The organism is Aliinostoc maniaoense (genome assembly GCF_058172895.1).
The window spans coordinates 296,898-313,071 of sequence record NZ_CP187952.1 but is presented as its reverse complement, the minus strand read 5'-3'; the positions used below and the strand labels follow the sequence as shown (position 1 = coordinate 313,071).

General features: G+C 40.3%; 16 protein-coding genes. 12 read left to right on the top strand and 4 right to left on the bottom strand.

Annotated features, from left to right (window positions below; genetic code table 11):
* Positions 1 to 188 precede the first annotated feature (188 nt).
* Positions 189 to 524 (bottom strand): ribbon-helix-helix domain-containing protein, encoded by a 336-nt coding sequence (locus ACPZ3T_RS01310; protein WP_490273194.1) that lies wholly within the window; start codon positions 522 to 524, stop codon positions 189 to 191.
* 79 nt (positions 525 to 603) lie between these two features.
* Here ACPZ3T_RS01310 and ACPZ3T_RS01305 point away from each other — a divergent pair, with 79 nt between their 5' ends.
* The 4 genes from ACPZ3T_RS01305 (at position 604) to ACPZ3T_RS01290 (ending at position 2,117) form a co-directional block, all read left to right on the top strand.
* Positions 604 to 831 (top strand): hypothetical protein, encoded by a 228-nt coding sequence (locus ACPZ3T_RS01305; protein ID WP_490273193.1) that lies wholly within the window; start codon positions 604 to 606, stop codon positions 829 to 831.
* A gap of 102 nt (positions 832 to 933) precedes the next feature.
* Positions 934 to 1,479, top strand: coding sequence for an HNH endonuclease (locus ACPZ3T_RS01300; protein ID WP_490273192.1), 546 nt, complete (start codon positions 934 to 936; stop codon positions 1,477 to 1,479).
* A gap of 16 nt (positions 1,480 to 1,495) precedes the next feature.
* Positions 1,496 to 1,912, top strand: coding sequence for an alr0857 family protein (locus ACPZ3T_RS01295; RefSeq protein WP_490273191.1), 417 nt, complete (start codon positions 1,496 to 1,498; stop codon positions 1,910 to 1,912).
* Positions 1,905 to 2,117: a hypothetical protein gene (locus ACPZ3T_RS01290; RefSeq protein ID WP_490273190.1), complete on the top strand. Its 213-nt coding sequence runs from the start codon at positions 1,905 to 1,907 to the stop codon at positions 2,115 to 2,117. Before ACPZ3T_RS01295 ends, ACPZ3T_RS01290 begins: the two co-directional genes overlap by 8 nt.
* Here the strand turns inward: ACPZ3T_RS01290 and ACPZ3T_RS01285 are convergent.
* Positions 2,082 to 2,963, bottom strand: a complete 882-nt coding sequence (locus ACPZ3T_RS01285) for a 2OG-Fe(II) oxygenase (RefSeq protein ID WP_490273189.1) — start codon at positions 2,961 to 2,963, stop codon at positions 2,082 to 2,084. The two genes, ACPZ3T_RS01290 and ACPZ3T_RS01285, sit on opposite strands and share 36 nt — an antisense overlap.
* A gap of 442 nt (positions 2,964 to 3,405) precedes the next feature.
* Between ACPZ3T_RS01285 and ACPZ3T_RS01280 the strand changes: the two genes are divergently transcribed.
* The 3 genes from ACPZ3T_RS01280 (at position 3,406) to ACPZ3T_RS01270 (ending at position 5,929) form a co-directional block, all read left to right on the top strand.
* A complete protein-coding gene (locus ACPZ3T_RS01280; RefSeq protein ID WP_490273188.1) occupies positions 3,406 to 3,813 on the top strand; it encodes a hypothetical protein in 408 nt (135 codons plus the stop codon).
* 102 nt (positions 3,814 to 3,915) lie between these two features.
* Positions 3,916 to 4,689, top strand: a complete 774-nt coding sequence (locus ACPZ3T_RS01275) for a hypothetical protein (protein WP_490273187.1) — start codon at positions 3,916 to 3,918, stop codon at positions 4,687 to 4,689.
* A gap of 217 nt (positions 4,690 to 4,906) precedes the next feature.
* The gene (locus tag ACPZ3T_RS01270; RefSeq protein ID WP_490273186.1) at positions 4,907 to 5,929 is read left to right on the top strand and encodes a tetratricopeptide repeat protein; all 1,023 of its coding nucleotides are present in this window, start codon (positions 4,907 to 4,909) and stop codon (positions 5,927 to 5,929) included.
* Between the two features lie 219 nt (positions 5,930 to 6,148).
* Here ACPZ3T_RS01270 and tftA read toward each other — a convergent pair whose 3' ends face one another.
* A complete protein-coding gene (tftA, locus tag ACPZ3T_RS01265) occupies positions 6,149 to 7,516 on the bottom strand; it encodes a hormogonium tapered terminus morphoprotein TftA (RefSeq protein ID WP_490273185.1) in 1,368 nt (455 codons plus the stop codon).
* A 97-nt stretch (positions 7,517 to 7,613) separates the two neighbouring features.
* Between tftA and ACPZ3T_RS01260 the strand changes: the two genes are divergently transcribed.
* The 3 genes from ACPZ3T_RS01260 to ACPZ3T_RS01250 all read left to right on the top strand — a co-directional run bounded on the left by ACPZ3T_RS01260 (position 7,614) and on the right by ACPZ3T_RS01250 (position 11,024).
* Positions 7,614 to 7,817 carry a hypothetical protein gene (locus tag ACPZ3T_RS01260; protein WP_490273184.1) on the top strand — a complete coding sequence of 68 codons (204 nt, stop codon included), beginning with the start codon at positions 7,614 to 7,616 and terminating at the stop codon, positions 7,815 to 7,817.
* A 128-nt stretch (positions 7,818 to 7,945) separates the two neighbouring features.
* Positions 7,946 to 9,865, top strand: a complete 1,920-nt coding sequence (gene dnaG, locus ACPZ3T_RS01255; protein WP_490273183.1) for a DNA primase — start codon at positions 7,946 to 7,948, stop codon at positions 9,863 to 9,865.
* Positions 9,866 to 10,220: 355 nt separating this feature from the next.
* Positions 10,221 to 11,024, top strand: a complete 804-nt coding sequence (locus ACPZ3T_RS01250) for an SDR family NAD(P)-dependent oxidoreductase (protein ID WP_490273182.1) — start codon at positions 10,221 to 10,223, stop codon at positions 11,022 to 11,024.
* 34 nt (positions 11,025 to 11,058) lie between these two features.
* On the opposite strand, the gene ACPZ3T_RS01245 is transcribed toward ACPZ3T_RS01250, so the two are convergent.
* A complete protein-coding gene (locus tag ACPZ3T_RS01245; protein WP_490273181.1) occupies positions 11,059 to 11,481 on the bottom strand; it encodes a hypothetical protein in 423 nt (140 codons plus the stop codon).
* A gap of 1,170 nt (positions 11,482 to 12,651) precedes the next feature.
* On the opposite strand from ACPZ3T_RS01245, the gene gatB reads away from it, so the two are divergent.
* The gene (gene gatB, locus ACPZ3T_RS01240; RefSeq protein ID WP_490273180.1) at positions 12,652 to 14,127 is read left to right on the top strand and encodes an Asp-tRNA(Asn)/Glu-tRNA(Gln) amidotransferase subunit GatB; all 1,476 of its coding nucleotides are present in this window, start codon (positions 12,652 to 12,654) and stop codon (positions 14,125 to 14,127) included.
* Positions 14,128 to 14,837: 710 nt separating this feature from the next.
* Positions 14,838 to 16,079 (top strand): bifunctional ornithine acetyltransferase/N-acetylglutamate synthase, encoded by a 1,242-nt coding sequence (gene argJ / locus ACPZ3T_RS01235; RefSeq protein ID WP_490273179.1) that lies wholly within the window; start codon positions 14,838 to 14,840, stop codon positions 16,077 to 16,079.
* The last annotated feature ends 95 nt before the right edge of the window (positions 16,080 to 16,174 follow it).

Genomic DNA, 16,174 nt, shown 5'->3' with positions numbered 1-16,174 from the left:
TCCCAAATCCGTCCTTGTCCTCCACTCAGGTATACAAAAGTTAAAGTGAATTAGTATAGTGTTTAAATTTACTAAAGCAAAAATACTTATTTGTCAAGTAAAAAACATAGAAATTGTTTTATAAGTTGATGAAAACAGCTTAGTTACATATTGATCAGTAACTAAGCTGTTTTCACCTGCATACGAAATTAACCGACTAGACTCTCGACAGCGAGAGGAACCATATCGCCATTTTTGGTTAGTCCTAACAACATCGGCTGTTGGGGTTGAATCAATTGACCTGTGAGTACACAACGTTCTTCTTGTTGAGCTGTGGCGGCTATACTAGCCCGAATATCCGCTCGTGAAAATCGCGGCTTCCACTCACCAGATTTTTGCTGTACATAATTCCAGAGAATATCGCGGATGAGGGCTTGATAACCCTGATTGCCAGCAATTTCTTTAAGTTTCTCCTTCAGTTCTCTTTCTAAGCGAATGCTAGTTACTTCCATATCGGTGGTTGGGGTGCGAGTAATTGTGTGCATAACTTTTTCTCCTTTTCTCCTTTAAAGTATGGACAGGATAGTAATACAAGTGTAGTATGTTTAAAGGAATGTTCAATAGGTGAAATTTTCTGTGAAACCCATTTACCCCATCTCTACTTTCTCCCACGCCACCAACTATCGATCTAGTTGGGAATTAGGTGCTGTGGGAGTGGAGTATTTATTTATGGGTGATGGTAGCCACAAGCATGAGCAAATCACAGAGGAAAATTATGATTTTAGATATTTCAGCATTGGTGCGCTGAATGCCAAACCACAACTCAGTGTCAGAAGCGGGAGGTACAGATAGAGAAATGCTGTACCCAGGTAAGACCGAACAAAATGATGGTCAATTTTTTACCCCCGCTTCACTTAAATCAGAAGCGGGGGTTTTTTATTAAGGAGTGAAACTGTGGCAACCGCAATGCCAGTATTAGAGCAATCTGTGGTGGTTTTTTCGCAAAATTACTTACCACTGTGCCGGGTTAATATTAAGCGGGCTATTGTACTGTTAATTACTAACAAAGCCGAACCTTTGCTTGGTTCTACAGATGGTGGGTGGCGAGTTCACTCACCCAGCTTGATAGTTGATGTACCAAAATATATTCGTCTCAAAATTGCTGCAATTGAACGGACATGGAAAATTCCTCCGGTAAATCGGCGGGATGTTTTGCGTAGAGATCATCACAGTTGTCAATATTGCGGTAGCAATAAGCGTTTAACACTAGATCATGTAATTCCTCGGTCTAGGGGTGGTTCTCACACTTGGGATAATGTGGTGACAGCGTGTGAAAGATGTAACTCTCAAAAAGGCGATCGCACACTAGCTGAGGTGGGTATGCAATTGCGTAGCAAACCCAAACCACCAGTTCATCCGGCCGTAGCCTTTGCATTCAGTGAAACTTGGCGAGAAAGTGCCAGCAAATTTTGGATAGATATGCAAGCCAACCTGGAATAGCAGGAGAGCATCACAAATGCTGAAATTAACTTACACCGAAAGCAGTTTTTATTTGGAATATCTGGCTTTATCTCTAGAGGAATGGGTACAAACACGGGTAATTTTAGCACTACGGGTTGGTCAAAGTTTATCTATTGAACCCAGCACTGCTTCCTTTTTGCTACCTGGGGATTTACCAGGAATTGAAGCACTCAAGGCTGAAGCCAGATTTGCTGACAGTCAAATTATTGATGTATCAACTAGTGATGCTGAGTATGTAGAAATTACTCTCAGAGGTTATTGGCTATCAGATGGTTCTGAGGATGCAGACGGTGTGTTTGTCACCGTAATTAGCGATTCGCCTAACGGCGACAACTTCGCTGCACGCACAGAACTATTTATACACAAACTCTGGCAGGCTGCCCAGGGTTGTGCCTCTGTGATGAGTGAGTAGGCGAGGGCAGGGGGCAGGGGGCAGGGGGCAGGGAGCAGGGGAAGACAAGGGGGACAAGGGAGACAAGGGAGACAAGGGGGACAAGGTAGACAAGGGAGACAAGGGAGAAATATTTACGCCAATGCCCAATGCCCAATGCCCAATTCCCAATGCCCAATTCCCAATTCCCTTAATGCCAATAAATATATTTTTTCTGCTGTTCTGAAAGATGATGATAGTATTTGACTAAAAAATCATTAGTTAAAGGAGAAGTATTATAGTATAAATATTTTTTTCTATAAGAAGTGTAATCAAAGAAAATGGTAAATCTGTCTGACTTGATTGGGATTTTACCTCGATGGAAAATGCTGCCAGTAGCGGCAAAAATTAGTGTACCAGCCGCCCCTATACATGATTGATATTGTTGAGGTGATATCACCTTCCGCATGGTTTTGTCGGTAAGATAACCTGAGTTGTAATGTAAAGCTTTAGCCACTGCGGAAGTTAAAGACGGATCAAGGTATTGAAATGGCCCTGTGTCTTCATCAACATCATTGACATAGAGTATTATTTTTATAACTTGTCGGTCTTCTTTATCTATGTGCCAAAGTCTTGATCCTGTTTCTAATTGATTAGGAATATCTCTACGAAAATACGCACCATGATAGGCTACTGGTAAACCGAGATAATTTTCAATTATATTTAATAATCTTTGTTCTAGCCCCCACAAGAAGATTTCTGGATATGCCATCATTTGTTGGGTATTAGCATGAATCACAAATCTATTTTTATCAACGGCAGGACGTGATTTAAGTTCTGGTAATATTTTTTGTGTCGCTTCTATAAGTTTCTGATGAGATGGCATACATAATTCCTGCAAAGAGGTAATTGCTATGCCTTGGTTTTTGATGGTTTTGACTATATTTAAATCATGATTTGACAGAGTCGGTAAATAAAGTAGATGTTCTTTTAAACTTCTTTCATAAGCTAGATCAGCATAATATTTAATTAATGGTAAATTGATGATTTTTCTGAATATTTTATTTTTGACTCTAGGAAATAGTTTCAACATTAAATTTTGTTCCGAAACTAGTTAAGATACAAATAATTATTAAAAAATATGAGTTTCGTGCAAGTGGCGATCGCTCTGTGAGAGTGAATAGTGAAACTCTATAAAAATACTGTTATTCTCAAGAGTAAATATCTGACTTGAGTTATAGATTTATCGTTAAAATGCACGTTTGGCAGATAATATTAGTACTTAGGCAAGTGTCACAATTGATGGTTGGCGGGTGACTACATAAAAAATATAGGAATCATATTTGATTTCTGAACAAAACTAAGTACACCTCTGTTACTTTTTTTTCCCGTTCCCTGTTCCCTCAACCCTGTTCCCTACCTACGCAAATAATTTCAATAATCAAGTCGGATTCCTATATGCTAGTTGCGTAAATCAATTAGGGAGTTTTACTGTTATACGGCTATACTAGCTCTGAAGCTAGATAAAAAGTAACATGGTGCGGTTTGTTGTAACAGTAGTTTTGCTGGTGCTATTGGTAGGTTGTGGCAATATAGGATTGTTACCAACTAGTGAGTTAGTGCAGAAAGCGATCGCACTCCAGCTAGAACAAACCCAAGAGCAACTGAATCAGCAGTTAGATATCAAGTTTCAAGGGTTTGAAATTAAACACCTGAAAATTCGCCAGGAACAACCGTTGACGATTGAAAATTTACCGGCTTTTCGAGTGCGGGGAAACTACGACTTAATTTTTCAGCTACCTAAGAGACAGTTGAAAAAACTGCAACAACCATTTGAAGTTTACTTACAGATTCAACAAGAAGGTAAAACTTGGCGATTGCTGTTACCTAGTAAGGGTAGTGCAGATGCTCAAACAGTTTGGCGGAGTTATCTGATACCCTAAAGTTATTATGCAGCTAGAAAAAGCATCACAAACTTTTCCGTAGAAATGCCATAGCCTAGTGATGATTGAGGTGATAGCTTCACCCAAAACAGGGCTATATATATGTATTTCAATTTTTTTATTAGTTCGATTGTCGGTATTGTGGTTGTAGTGCTGCTAGCTTTTGGTGTACTGCAATGGTTTAATGTCCCAGCCGGAAACTTTCTTGATTGGGTGATTGGGGGTGCAAGTTTTTGGTGGTTGTTAGTGATTGTCACCGTCCCCTGGAATATTCATTTTCAAGCCAAGCAAGTTTTAGCAGAAGCCGCACAGTCAATTGAAAAAGCAATACCTGTAGACGAAAGACAACTTAAGTATGTCAGGATTCTCGCCAAGCGATCGCTCTGGGTTGCCTTAGCTTTACACTTAGTTTCAGCTATTGGCCTTTATACCCTTGCCGCCACGGGTATTAGTGCTGTAGGTTATATCAGTTCTGGTGCAGCTTTGTTATTAACTATCTTGCGTCCAGCTATCCGCGCTTATGAATATGTATACGCGAGGCTAACAATGATTAGCCAAGAATGGAAATATCCCCGTGAAGATATTGTAGAACTGCGTCAACGCTTCTATGAATTAGAGCAAAAAATCCAAGCTGTAGAAGATCAACTCAACCCAGAACAACCTTATTCTTTACCAACAACCCAACAACGATTTGCTGATGAAACCCGTAAAGACATAGCGAAAATATCCGCTAATTTAGAAGAATTTCGTGCTGTCAATCAAACTGAACATGAACGATTAGCCAGAGAAGCACGGAATGCGATCGCGCAACTTTCCACAGATGGACAATTTTTGGATCATGTCCGCGAAATCATTCGATTTTTTAAGTCAGCTTAACTCATACTGCTAAAAGCGGGTTATATTTACCACATCTGTTCCTTTACGTCTTGTACCTAAAGGTAGAAAATAAAGTTTAACCGAAACTTAACTTAAGCAAGTTTTATTTTCAGTGAACAGTGAACGGTTATCAGTGATCAGGATCTCTTGGGTTGATAACTGATGACTGATTACTGAATATAACCCGCCAATTTATTTGCAGTGCAACTGAGGTCAAATGACACAATATTGCAATCAAGCCAAAGATTGGGAACAACGCCGTGATACAGCGAATACCTACTATAAACAGGGAAAATTTCAAGAATATCTCGATTTAGTTCAAGAAAATTTACAGTTAGCTAGAGCTATTTGCGATCGAGCCAGAGAAGGACATACATTAAATGATATTGGTTTAGCTTATCTAGGTTGTTGTCAGTTGCAACAAGCACTAGATTTTTTTAATCAGGCTTTAGTCGTTGCGGTGGAGCTTGGTAACTTACAAGCGCAAGCAACAGCACTGAGCAATGTAGGTTCTACCTATAGCCGCATGGGACAGCTTTCTCAAGCTTTGGAGTATTTGGAGAAAAGCGCGCAAATTTTTCGGGAACTACAAGACACCCCAGGAGAAGTTTCTACTCTGAATGATGTCGCACTTATATATATCAGATTGGGTCAACCGAAACGGGCTTTATTGCTACAAAACCAAATTTTAGCAATACGTCGATTAGTGGGAGACTTTTCTGGGGAAGCGACAACCCTGAATGGAATTGGATTTGCCTACAGTATTTTAGGTGATCATGAAAAAGCTCTAGAATTTCTGCAAGCAGCATTACCAATTCAAAAGGCGACAAAAAACGTTGTTGGTGAAGCGATTACCCTCAACAATATTGCCTCTATATATATAGATATAGGACAACCCAAACAAGCCTTATTACTTTATCATCAAGTATTATTATCACGTCGTGCTATAGGCGATCGCATCGGCGAGGCTAACACCCTAAATAATATCGGTTATATCTACAACCACCTAGATATTCACCGTAAAGCCCTAAAATTCTACAGACAAGCGGTAGAAATTTATCAACAACAGGGTGATTCTCTGGGTGAAATTGCGAGTTTGCTAAATATGGGCAGTCTTTATGCTAAAACAAAACGCAAAAGTTTAGCACGAATTTGTTACCGAAACGCCCAGGAATTAGCACACCAAATTGCAGATCCCAAGTTGCTAGACAAGGTGAGGCAGTTTATCGATACGCTTTAATAATTCGTAATTCGTAATTCGTAATTCGTAATTCCGCTACGCGGAAGCAAGCTACGTAACGATGCTCCCGCTCCGCTAACGTAATTAAGAGAGTTTGAGTCTGCCGCTAAATTCAAAATTTAGCGGTTTATTATTTTTGAATTTTGAATTTTGAATTGTTAAGTCACGCACCAACTATGGATTGTGACACTTGCCTAAATCCTGGATAGTTCGTAATCTCTAAACTCTATTAACATTGAGAAAACCGGCTGAATCATACAGACGTTTGAGCATGGCGGTAATTTTTGTACCGTACTCTAAATCTGCTGACCAGCGTCCTGAGAGTTGTTCAATGAGTGGGGCTACGCCACGGGTAACAAAACGAAACCGAGGATCGACTACTTCATTAACTAGAGGTTCTAGACTGGCGTAGGCTTTGAGGTGTTGAATGTGCGCCCTGACTCCGATTCTCGCGCTCGGAAAAGAGGCGGCTTCCGCACCACCACCAATAGATCCTAAACCCGCAAAGTTATTTTGCTCAGGTCTTAAGTCTCCACCAAAGCGCAAAAAGCCGGTTTCTAGGCACATTTGACAGAAGGCAATATCATAATTCACTCCTTCTAAAGCTCCTTCTTCCCGATAAAGTTTTGGGATATCAGGGAACTTGTTGAGGGCATTTTCATTATTGTTTCTTAAAAACAGTTGCATTTCGATTTCGGAAGTGTTGCCATTGGCCATAATTCTGTCAAATTGACCAGGGCAAATGACCAAATTTGAGCGCAAAGTAACAGTACGAGTGCTTGCTTCCCAACCAACAGCAACATTAAAATCCCGCAATTCTATAGCTTTGACATATACCACTTTGCGATAGGTAATGCGATTGACATTAGGTGATTTTGATAAGTCAATTCGCAGCCGATCTACTAAATCAATGGGGATATAAGCATTACCATTAACTAAAATGCCTTGCTCTGCGTAAATTTGTCCGTTAATGTTAATGTTGATGGGTGGATAAACGGGATCTGTAGAAGTGCCGGGGGTGGGGTCAATCACCCGACTCCAGGATGCTAGCCCATCGGCAATGCCTAAAGCGAAATCTCGGCGGCGATTTTGGAGCAAAGCCCGATCCTCTGGACTGCTGATAAAACCTACCTGCATTAATAAAGATGCGATCGCAATTTGCCGACAAAAGGCTAAATTTCCCAAACCACTCTCGGTATCTGGCTTGACACCTCGATTGGGCAGTTGGGGAACACGGCGCAACAGTCCAACTAACAGCAATTCGCCATTACTCCGGCGTTCATTGTTATTAGAAATGTAAAACACACTCGCCCCCCGGACAACCGGACTATTGGCAGCATCAGCATGAATTTCTAAAGCCACATCACCGCGCCGCGCACGAGAATTAATCCAACCAATAGTACCTGCTGCACTGAGATCATCAGGCACAGCTAACACTTCAAAATTCCGCGATCGCAGTTCTGTTACAATCAAATCGCGCAGCAAAATCATTTCTCTAGCTTCCGTCGTCCCACCAGCGATCGAACCTGGATCTATACCTCCCGCTTCTCGGCCTCCGTGGGCTGCTGAAATAAAAATACGCCCCATTTACCGTAATTCCTCTTAATAAAATTAAGTGTAAGCAATTCTTTGATTTATCAACAACAATATAATATCCATCATGGGTGAATTATAGAAGGCAGGGGTGTGGGGGTGTAGGGGCAGGGGGGCAGGGAGCAGGGGGAGACAAGGGAGACAAGGGAGACAAGGGAGACAAGGGAGACAAGGGAGACAAGGGAGCAGGGTAGCAGGGAGCAGGGAGCAGGGAGCAGGGGGAGTAAAACTATTCAATTTTGAATTTTGTAGCTTGCTACTCTCCGAGTTCTCCGTTCGCGGTAGCGTTGCGTAGCAAAGGAGTACCCGCAGGGTATTTTGAATTTTGAATTGATATGCCCCATGCCCAATGCCCCATGCCCAAAATTCTTTAATTTTGAATTTTGAATTTTGAATTGATATGCCCATTAACCATTAACTAGTATGCAAATTCCGCGCTTACACCCAGACACAATTGATGAAGTTAAACACCGTGCTGATATTGTCGATGTTGTATCAGAATATGTGGTTTTGCGGAAGCGTGGTAAAGATTTTGTGGGTTTGTGTCCTTTCCACGATGAGAAAAGTCCTAGTTTTACTGTCAGCCAACATAAGCAAATGTATTATTGCTTTGGTTGTCAGGCTGGGGGTAATGCAATTAAGTTTTTGATGGATTTGGGTAAGCAGTCTTTTGCGGAGGTGGTGTTAGATTTAGCACGGCGTTACCAAGTGCCTGTGAAAACGTTAGAACCAGAACAACGCCAACAATTACAGCGTCAGATATCTTTGCGGGAACAGTTGTATGAGGTTTTGGCTTCATCTGCACAGTTTTATCAACACGCCCTACGTCAATCTCAGGGACAATCGGCATTAAAATATTTACGTAGCGATCGCTTGTTTAATGAAGCGACAATTCAGCAGTTTGGTTTGGGTTACGCGCCTCCCGGTTGGGAAACTCTCCACCGCTATTTGGTAGAAGATAAGCACTACCCGGTGCAGTTGGTGGAAAAGGCGGGTTTGATTAAACCGCGCAAGGAAGGCGGCGGGTATTATGATGTATTCCGCGATCGCCTGATGATTCCGATTCGGGATGTGCAAGGGCGAGTGATTGCCTTTGGTGGTAGAACTCTTACTGATGAGCAGCCAAAGTATTTAAATTCCCCAGAAACAGAATTATTTAATAAAGGGAGAACTTTATTTGCTTTAGATCAAGCCAAAGCCGGGATTGCCCAACTTGATCAAGCGGTGGTGGTGGAGGGATATTTTGATGCGATCGCCCTTCACGCTGCGGGTATTAATAATGCTGTCGCTTCTCTGGGTACAGCTTTGAGTTTGGAACAAGTCAGATTAATGTTACGCTACAGTGACTCTAAACAATTAATACTCAATTTTGATGCTGATAAAGCGGGAACAAATGCGGCGGAACGCGCCATTGGTGAAATCGCTGATTTAGCTTACAAGGGTGAAGTGCAACTCAAAATTTTGAATATTCCCGATGGTAAGGATGCTGATGAATATTTACGTTCCCATAGCCATGAAGACTATCAACAGTTATTAGTAAATGCTCCTTTATGGATAGATTGGCAAATTCAACAAATTCTTAAGGAACGTAACTTAAAACAAGCTACAGATTTTCAACAAGTTACACAACAAATAGTTAAATTACTCAAAAATATAGTTAACAGTGACACTCGTAATTATTATGTTTCTCACTGTGCAGAAATACTCAGCTTAGGTGATACACAACTGATACAACTGAGAGTTGAGAATTTATTAACTCAAATTTCTCCTTCTACATCTACATATTCTCAACCTTTACCCAAGAAAACCAATAAAGTTTCCCCAGTCTCTAATCCCCAATCTCCAATCTCAACAGAACGCAGTCTGCTAGAACAAGCCGAAGCTTTACTACTGCGGATTTATTTACATTGTGTTGAACAGCGTCAAACTATTATTACAGCTTTAGAAGAGCGAGAGTTAGAATTTAGCCTTTCTCATCATCGTTTTTTGTGGCGAGAAATTTTAGATTTAGTAGGGGTAGAGGTAGATTTAGTCTCTAGTTTGCAAGATAGATATTTAGAATTATCTGAAGATATAACAATTATTTCTCATTTGTTTCATTTGAATGAGAAAAGCAAAAAAGAGATCATGCGTACTCCTCAAGTTGTGCAAGCTGCGATCGCTTGTATGGAAAGAGTGCTAAGAGAAAAGCGTTATCGTCACTTTTTAGAACTGTGGGAAGCAACTGATCCTGATGCTGAACCAGAAAAATGGCAGTTTTATTATCAAGCTTTTTATGCCGAAAAGCTGAAGCTGCAAGAATTAGATCGCCAACGACAGTTTTCTATTACAGAATTGTTGTAGTTAATTAATTATTTTGGTTTTAGATTGATAAATTCTCCAATCTGCATGACTTAATACAGAATTATGGCAATAGTTTAAATATACTTATTGAGGGTTTGATCTTAATTTAAGAGCTATCAAGTTTTAAATATACGTGAGTTCGACGAATTGTAAACACACCTCTCCAAAAATGGGAAGTTTGGGGAGAGGTGATCGAACTCACGTTAAATATATATTTAAATTAAGAATCACCTAAAAACTCAGTAGTTGGCATTAACTGCGTACATCAGAACACAAGAAAAAGTCTTTCCCTTACACCCTTATACCCCTTTCTCAAGTCAGAAAAACTATTACCATTACTTCCAATAAAATTTATATGAGTAACATACAAGATCAGTTCTCCCAAAAAACTGCTCTGATTACTGGTGCAGCAAGTGGGATTGGTTACGAACTAGCACGTATTTTCGCTCACGATAAATACAATCTTGTACTAGTAGACAGAAACCATCTAAAACTTACAGAAATTACTGATAATTTTCAAGAACAATTCGATATTTCTGTCAAAATTATTAGTAAAGATTTATCGAAATCAAACTCTCCTGAAGAAATTTTTACAGAGTTACAACAAGAGGGTATTCCAGTTGATGTACTAGTCAATAATGTAGGGTTTGGCACTTACGGATTGTTTAATGAAACAAACCTGAATGATGAACTAGAAATGCTACAGGTAAATTTGGTATGTTTGACTCATTTAACCAAGTTATTTTTGAAAAATATGGTTAAAAATGGTGATGGCAAAATATTAAATGTTGCTTCATCGGCTGCTTTTCAACCAGGGCCTTTAATGGCTGTCTATTTTGCTACTAAAGCCTATGTTTTATCTTTTTCAGAAGCACTCGCTAATGAATTAGAAGGTACAGGTGTAACTGTAACAGTTATGTGTCCAGGAACAACTCAATCAGCATTTCATGAAAGAACAGGAATGGCAGATTCTGAGCTAATCAAAAAGAAAAATATGATGGATGCTGAAACGGTAGCACAAATTGGTTATCGCGCTTTAATGAAGGGTAAAACAATTGTTGTTCCTGGTATATTAAATAATATACTAGCAAAAATTGTAAGATTTATACCCAGAAGTTTGGTAACTAAAATCGTGAGAAAGATGCAGGAAAATAATTAGATGTATTACTTAGCCATTTTTAGGACATTATAGCTTATACAATTTGCTTTTTCTGAGAATAAGTGTGATCACAATATACTGCCCAAATAGCACCGAATACACCACTTAAAGAACCTGCGATCGCAGCTGTAAAACCCCATCCTAATGGGCCTGTCCAGTTAGCAATTTCCTTTAAAATAGCTGTACTTGCTTTGCTAACTACGTAAGCTGTTCCCGTCGCGCCCAAGGTTACTAAACCCAACTCTGCCAATATTTCTATTAGATCCTTACTAGATAAATCTTCTTCAAAATAAATTTTCCAAATGCTAGTATACATCAGGATATCAGAAGCAGTTAATATTAACTGTTTAGGAATTTCTCCCCCCGGAGTAGGTGCAACTAAAGCCGTACCGCTACCAATAGCGTAGGTAATAATTGCTAATACACTTTCTAATCTTTTTTTACCTAAAGTCTCCACGGGTTGATCTCCAAGAATACTCTACATTTAGTTATTCTAACTACAATCTAGATAAATAGGTACTGGTGTGAAACAACTAAAATTATGCAAAAAAATTGTCGGTTGATTTCTCAAAAAATTTAAGTATATGTAGGGTGTGTTAGGCGTAAGCCGTAACGCACCAAAGGCCTTGGTGGTAGGTGTTGTACTCTCGCTGCTAACACAACGGCAATATTGCAGGAGGAAAATCCACACTGCAATTTGCCTCCCCTACGTATCTGTGCAAAAATCAAGTAGGAATCCTATAAATTAATAAAGTCCGCCAAAGCGGACTAACTACAAGGGCTAATTACTATCTTTGTAATTAAAAATTATCTCAGATAGCCTTTCTATTCTGTCGTTTACTATTGATTTTATCAACCCTCATACATTAATAATTTAGACATTTGTTTATAGAAATAAAGTCCGCTTGCGCGGACTTTGGACATTGGATAAGGTTAGGTTATTACCAAGATGGCCTACTAATTTACTAGAGGCTGATTCCATTTTTTACTAATATCTGGAATAAAGCAAGTACTAAAGCTTGATTTTTTAGACATAACATCAGTAAATATGTCCGGCAATCAGCATTTAATCATGATTGAAACATTGTGTTTATTTTTATATAAGAAGCAAAATTTATATAGTTAAAATCATCTATAGAACTCATATTTAATTTTCATAGGATTTTAGCAGCGATAGTACGCCACTTCACCTAAAGGAACATTAATGGTTGGGTAGGGTGCGTCAGTACAATTCGCAATTCGCAATGGGCTAAACGCCCCGCTTCCGCTAACGCAATTCGCTATCGCACTGACGCACCCTACAGTTTGGATATTTTTTGATTTGGAAATCCCTAAAGCCTTTGGTGCGTTACGCCTTACGCCTAACACAACGGCAATATTGCAGGAGGAAAATCCACACTGCAATTTGCCTCCCCTACATATACTGAGATTGTTTCTCCAAATAAAAGAATTATGTCTAGAGTATTTTCATCGTTAGTGGAGTAAATCGATCAAAATAAAATAGTGGTTCACGAGGACAACCCTGGAAAAATTTCCGGGGTTTTATTTACTTTATCTCCACTCCCCAATACCTACTCCCTGAGAGCTAAAATAGGAATCTACGTGAATTTGTTGAAATTGTAATCTTATGACTGCCGCTACGAGCGTAAAAACTGAGTATGAAGCGATTATTGGTCTAGAAACCCACTGTCAGCTAAGTACAAATACCAAAATTTTCTCTAGTAGCTCTACAGCCTTTGGTGCTGATCCTAATACTAATATTGACCCAGTGTGTATGGGTTTGCCTGGGGTTTTACCTGTACTCAATCAAAAAGTTCTAGAATACGCGGTTAAAGCAGGGCTAGCGTTAAATTGTGAAATTGCTAAATATAGCAAATTTGACCGTAAACAGTACTTTTACCCTGATTTACCCAAAAATTACCAAATTTCTCAATATGACCTCCCCATTGCCGAACATGGTTGGTTAGAAATCGAATTAGTAGATGCAGACGGAAACCCAACTCGTAAACGCATTGGGGTAACACGGCTGCACATGGAAGAAGACGCAGGCAAACTAGTACACGCAGGTAGTGAAAGGCTCTCTGGTTCTACCTATTCTTTGGTAGACTACAACCGTGCAGGTGTGCCATTGGTGGAAATTGTTTCTGAACCAGATATCCGTTCTGGACAAGAAGCGGCCGAGTATGCCCAAGAATTACGGCGAATTATGCGCTATCTGGGTGTGAGTGATGGCAATATGCAAGAAGGTTCTCTACGCTGTGACGTGAATATTTCTGTACGTCCCGTAGGACAAAAAGAATTTGGTACGAAGGTAGAAATTAAAAATATGAACTCCTTCAATGCCATTCAACGGGCAATTGAGTACGAAATTGAACGTCAAATTGCGGCTGTAGAAGCTGGAGAACCGATTATCCAAGAAACTCGCCTTTGGGAAGAAGGTTCACAACGCACTATTAGTATGCGGACTAAGGAAGGTTCTAGCGATTATCGCTATTTTCCTGAACCAGATTTAGCACCGATTGAAGTATCAGATGAACAACTCAATCAATGGCGTAGTCAACTCCCAGAACTACCCGCCCAAAAACGCCTGCGTTTTGAAAGTGAACTAGGGCTTTCAGCTTATGATACGCGAGTATTGACAGAGGAAGTTTCTGTAGCTGCATATTTTGAAGCGGTAATTGCTGCCGATGCAAATCCTAAAACGGCTGCTAATTGGATTACTCAAGATATCGCTGCTTATCTCAACAAACAAAAACTCAGCATCACTGAAATTGGTTTAACTCCCGCTAACTTAGCTAGTCTGATTAAACTGATTGAAAGCGGCAAAATTAGTAATGCCCAAGCTAAACAAAAATTACCAGACTTGTTGACAGGTGTATCTCCTGAAAAAGCCTTTGCAGGTCAAGAACTGATTACAGATCCTAGTGTACTAGAACCCATCGTGGAGGAAGTCATCGCCGCTAACCCCAAAGAATTAGAAAAATATCGCAACGGCAATGTTAACCTGAAAGGCTTCTTTGTTGGTCAAGTCCTGAAAAAGACTAACAAACGTGCTGATCCCAAGTTAACCAACGAATTGGTTGAAAAGAAACTGAATAGCTAAGTTCAGTATTTTCTCAGTGATATCTTTACAAGATTTTTACCAAAACTACAGAAAATACTGTGTTAAATAAGGCACTAAAACAGCTATTCTGTTGTTATTAAATGCACCCTAATGCTTTGGAGAGTTACTGGAGTAACTCTCTTTATTTATCAAGGGATGATTTTTTGGTATCAAGGGTTAGAAAGTTTTTAGGGCAATCATAGAGCTGTAACGTCAACGAAATCATTAAATATCTTGGTTGATGATAGCGAGACATTCACGGTGATGTAAATGATACAATTATTTTCGAGTTACTGAGTTTTTAAGGTGATTTAAAGTACCATTAATTTTTCTATTAGTGCTGAGTACAGTGTCCTCAGTGAAATTTCTTAAGAATATTTATACAAATTATTAAATAATGGGTGTTACTCCTCAGTGCAAAAATGCTATACTGTGCTAAGTAGATGCACCCTGATGATCTGGAGAGCTGCCCAAGTAGCTCTCTTTTTTTGATATGTATGGGATTGGGGACTGGGGACTGGGGACTGGGGACTGGGGACTGGGGACTGGGGACTGGGGACTGGGGATTGGGGATTGGGGAGATTAACCTGTTGCATCCTTAAATTTTTTTGTAATTACGAATTACGAATTACGAATTACGAATTACGAATTATGAATACGAATTGATATAATCGCCAGTCAAGCTGCTAATTAGTGTAAGGGTGGGAAAAATGGCAGAGTGGCAGGAAATTACTGGTGGAGTTACAGCACCGAAGGGTTATAAAGCGGCAGGTATCACCGCAGGGTTAAAACCTTCGGGATTGCCGGATTTAGCCTTGATAGTATCAGATGTAGAGGCGATCGCAGCTGGTGTATTCACCACTAGCCAAGTCAGAGCGGCCTGTGTAGATTATTGTCGTCAACATTTGCAAAGCAAACCAATTGTGCGGGCTATTCTTTGCAATGCGGGACAAGCTAATGCTGCTACAGGTAGTGCAGGTGTGCGTGATGCCCAAGAAAGTGCGGAGTTATTAGCCAAAGAATTAAATATCTCTCCAGAATTAATTCTGTTGGCTTCTACTGGGGTGATTGGTCAGCGTATTAAAATGGATGCCTTACGGGGTGGGATTCCCAAATTAGTGGCAGGATTATCTGAGACTGGTTCAGATACAGCCGCCGGGGCAATCATTACTACAGATTTAGTCACTAAATCCATTGCTCTAGAAACAACTATAGGCGACCGCCCTGTGCGTATTGGTGGTATAGCCAAAGGTTCTGGGATGATTCATCCCAATATGGCGACTATGTTAGCCTTTGTCACCTGTGACGCAGCCGTTTCGCCTCATTTATGGCAAGAAATGTTAAGTAGGGCGGCGGATAGAAGCTTCAATTCTATTACCGTAGATGGTGATACTAGCACCAACGATAGCTTAATCGCCTTAGCCAATGGGGAATCTCGCACCCCAGCAATTACCGAGATGGGTGCAGAAGCGGAGAAATTAGAGGCCATGCTAACAGCAGTATGCCAGCATTTAGCTAAAGCGATCGCTCGTGATGGTGAAGGCGCAACTTGTCTAATTGAGGTACAAGTCACCGGCGCACATGACGAACTCTCAGCCAGAAAAATCGCCAAAACTATTGCCGGTTCATCGTTGGTGAAATCTGCAATCTTTGGCCGTGACCCCAACTGGGGACGCATCGCCGCCGCCGCCGGACGTGCAGATGTAGCTTTTGAACAGGAAAATCTACAAATTAAATTAGGAGATTTTCTCCTGTTTGAAAATGGTCAGCCCCAACCCTTTGACCGCGCCGCCGCCAGTGCATACTTGAAACAAGCTGCCGCCGGTGCATATCTTCAAGAGGATACAGTCTTAATTTCCGTCAGTGTAGGGAATGGCCACGGTACTGGTAAAGCTTGGGGTTGTGATTTAAGTTACGACTACGTAAAAATCAACGCCGAGTACACCACCTAACTTCTATATTATTTATAAATTTTTTGATTTGGCTAGCGATCGCTAGCCAATTTTTTATACATTAATCATTTATATGGTACAATTGTACTATAAAG

Bases quoted from the DNA above. Each gene is read 5' to 3' on its own strand.
- ACPZ3T_RS01280 (WP_490273188.1), top strand. From the start codon at position 3,406: ATGGTGCGGTTTGTTGTAACAGTAGTTTTGCTGGTGCTATTGGTAGGT.
- tftA (WP_490273185.1), bottom strand. From the start codon at position 7,516: ATGGGGCGTATTTTTATTTCAGCAGCCCACGGAGGCCGAGAAGCGGGA.
- gatB (WP_490273180.1), top strand. From the start codon at position 12,652: ATGACTGCCGCTACGAGCGTAAAAACTGAGTATGAAGCGATTATTGGT.
- ACPZ3T_RS01270 (WP_490273186.1), top strand. From the start codon at position 4,907: ATGACACAATATTGCAATCAAGCCAAAGATTGGGAACAACGCCGTGAT.
- dnaG (WP_490273183.1), top strand. From the start codon at position 7,946: ATGCAAATTCCGCGCTTACACCCAGACACAATTGATGAAGTTAAACAC.
- argJ (WP_490273179.1), top strand. From the start codon at position 14,838: ATGGCAGAGTGGCAGGAAATTACTGGTGGAGTTACAGCACCGAAGGGT.
- ACPZ3T_RS01275 (WP_490273187.1), top strand. From the start codon at position 3,916: ATGTATTTCAATTTTTTTATTAGTTCGATTGTCGGTATTGTGGTTGTA.
- ACPZ3T_RS01295 (WP_490273191.1), top strand. From the start codon at position 1,496: ATGCTGAAATTAACTTACACCGAAAGCAGTTTTTATTTGGAATATCTG.
- ACPZ3T_RS01250 (WP_490273182.1), top strand. From the start codon at position 10,221: ATGAGTAACATACAAGATCAGTTCTCCCAAAAAACTGCTCTGATTACT.
- ACPZ3T_RS01285 (WP_490273189.1), bottom strand. From the start codon at position 2,963: ATGTTGAAACTATTTCCTAGAGTCAAAAATAAAATATTCAGAAAAATC.
- ACPZ3T_RS01310 (WP_490273194.1), bottom strand. From the start codon at position 524: ATGCACACAATTACTCGCACCCCAACCACCGATATGGAAGTAACTAGC.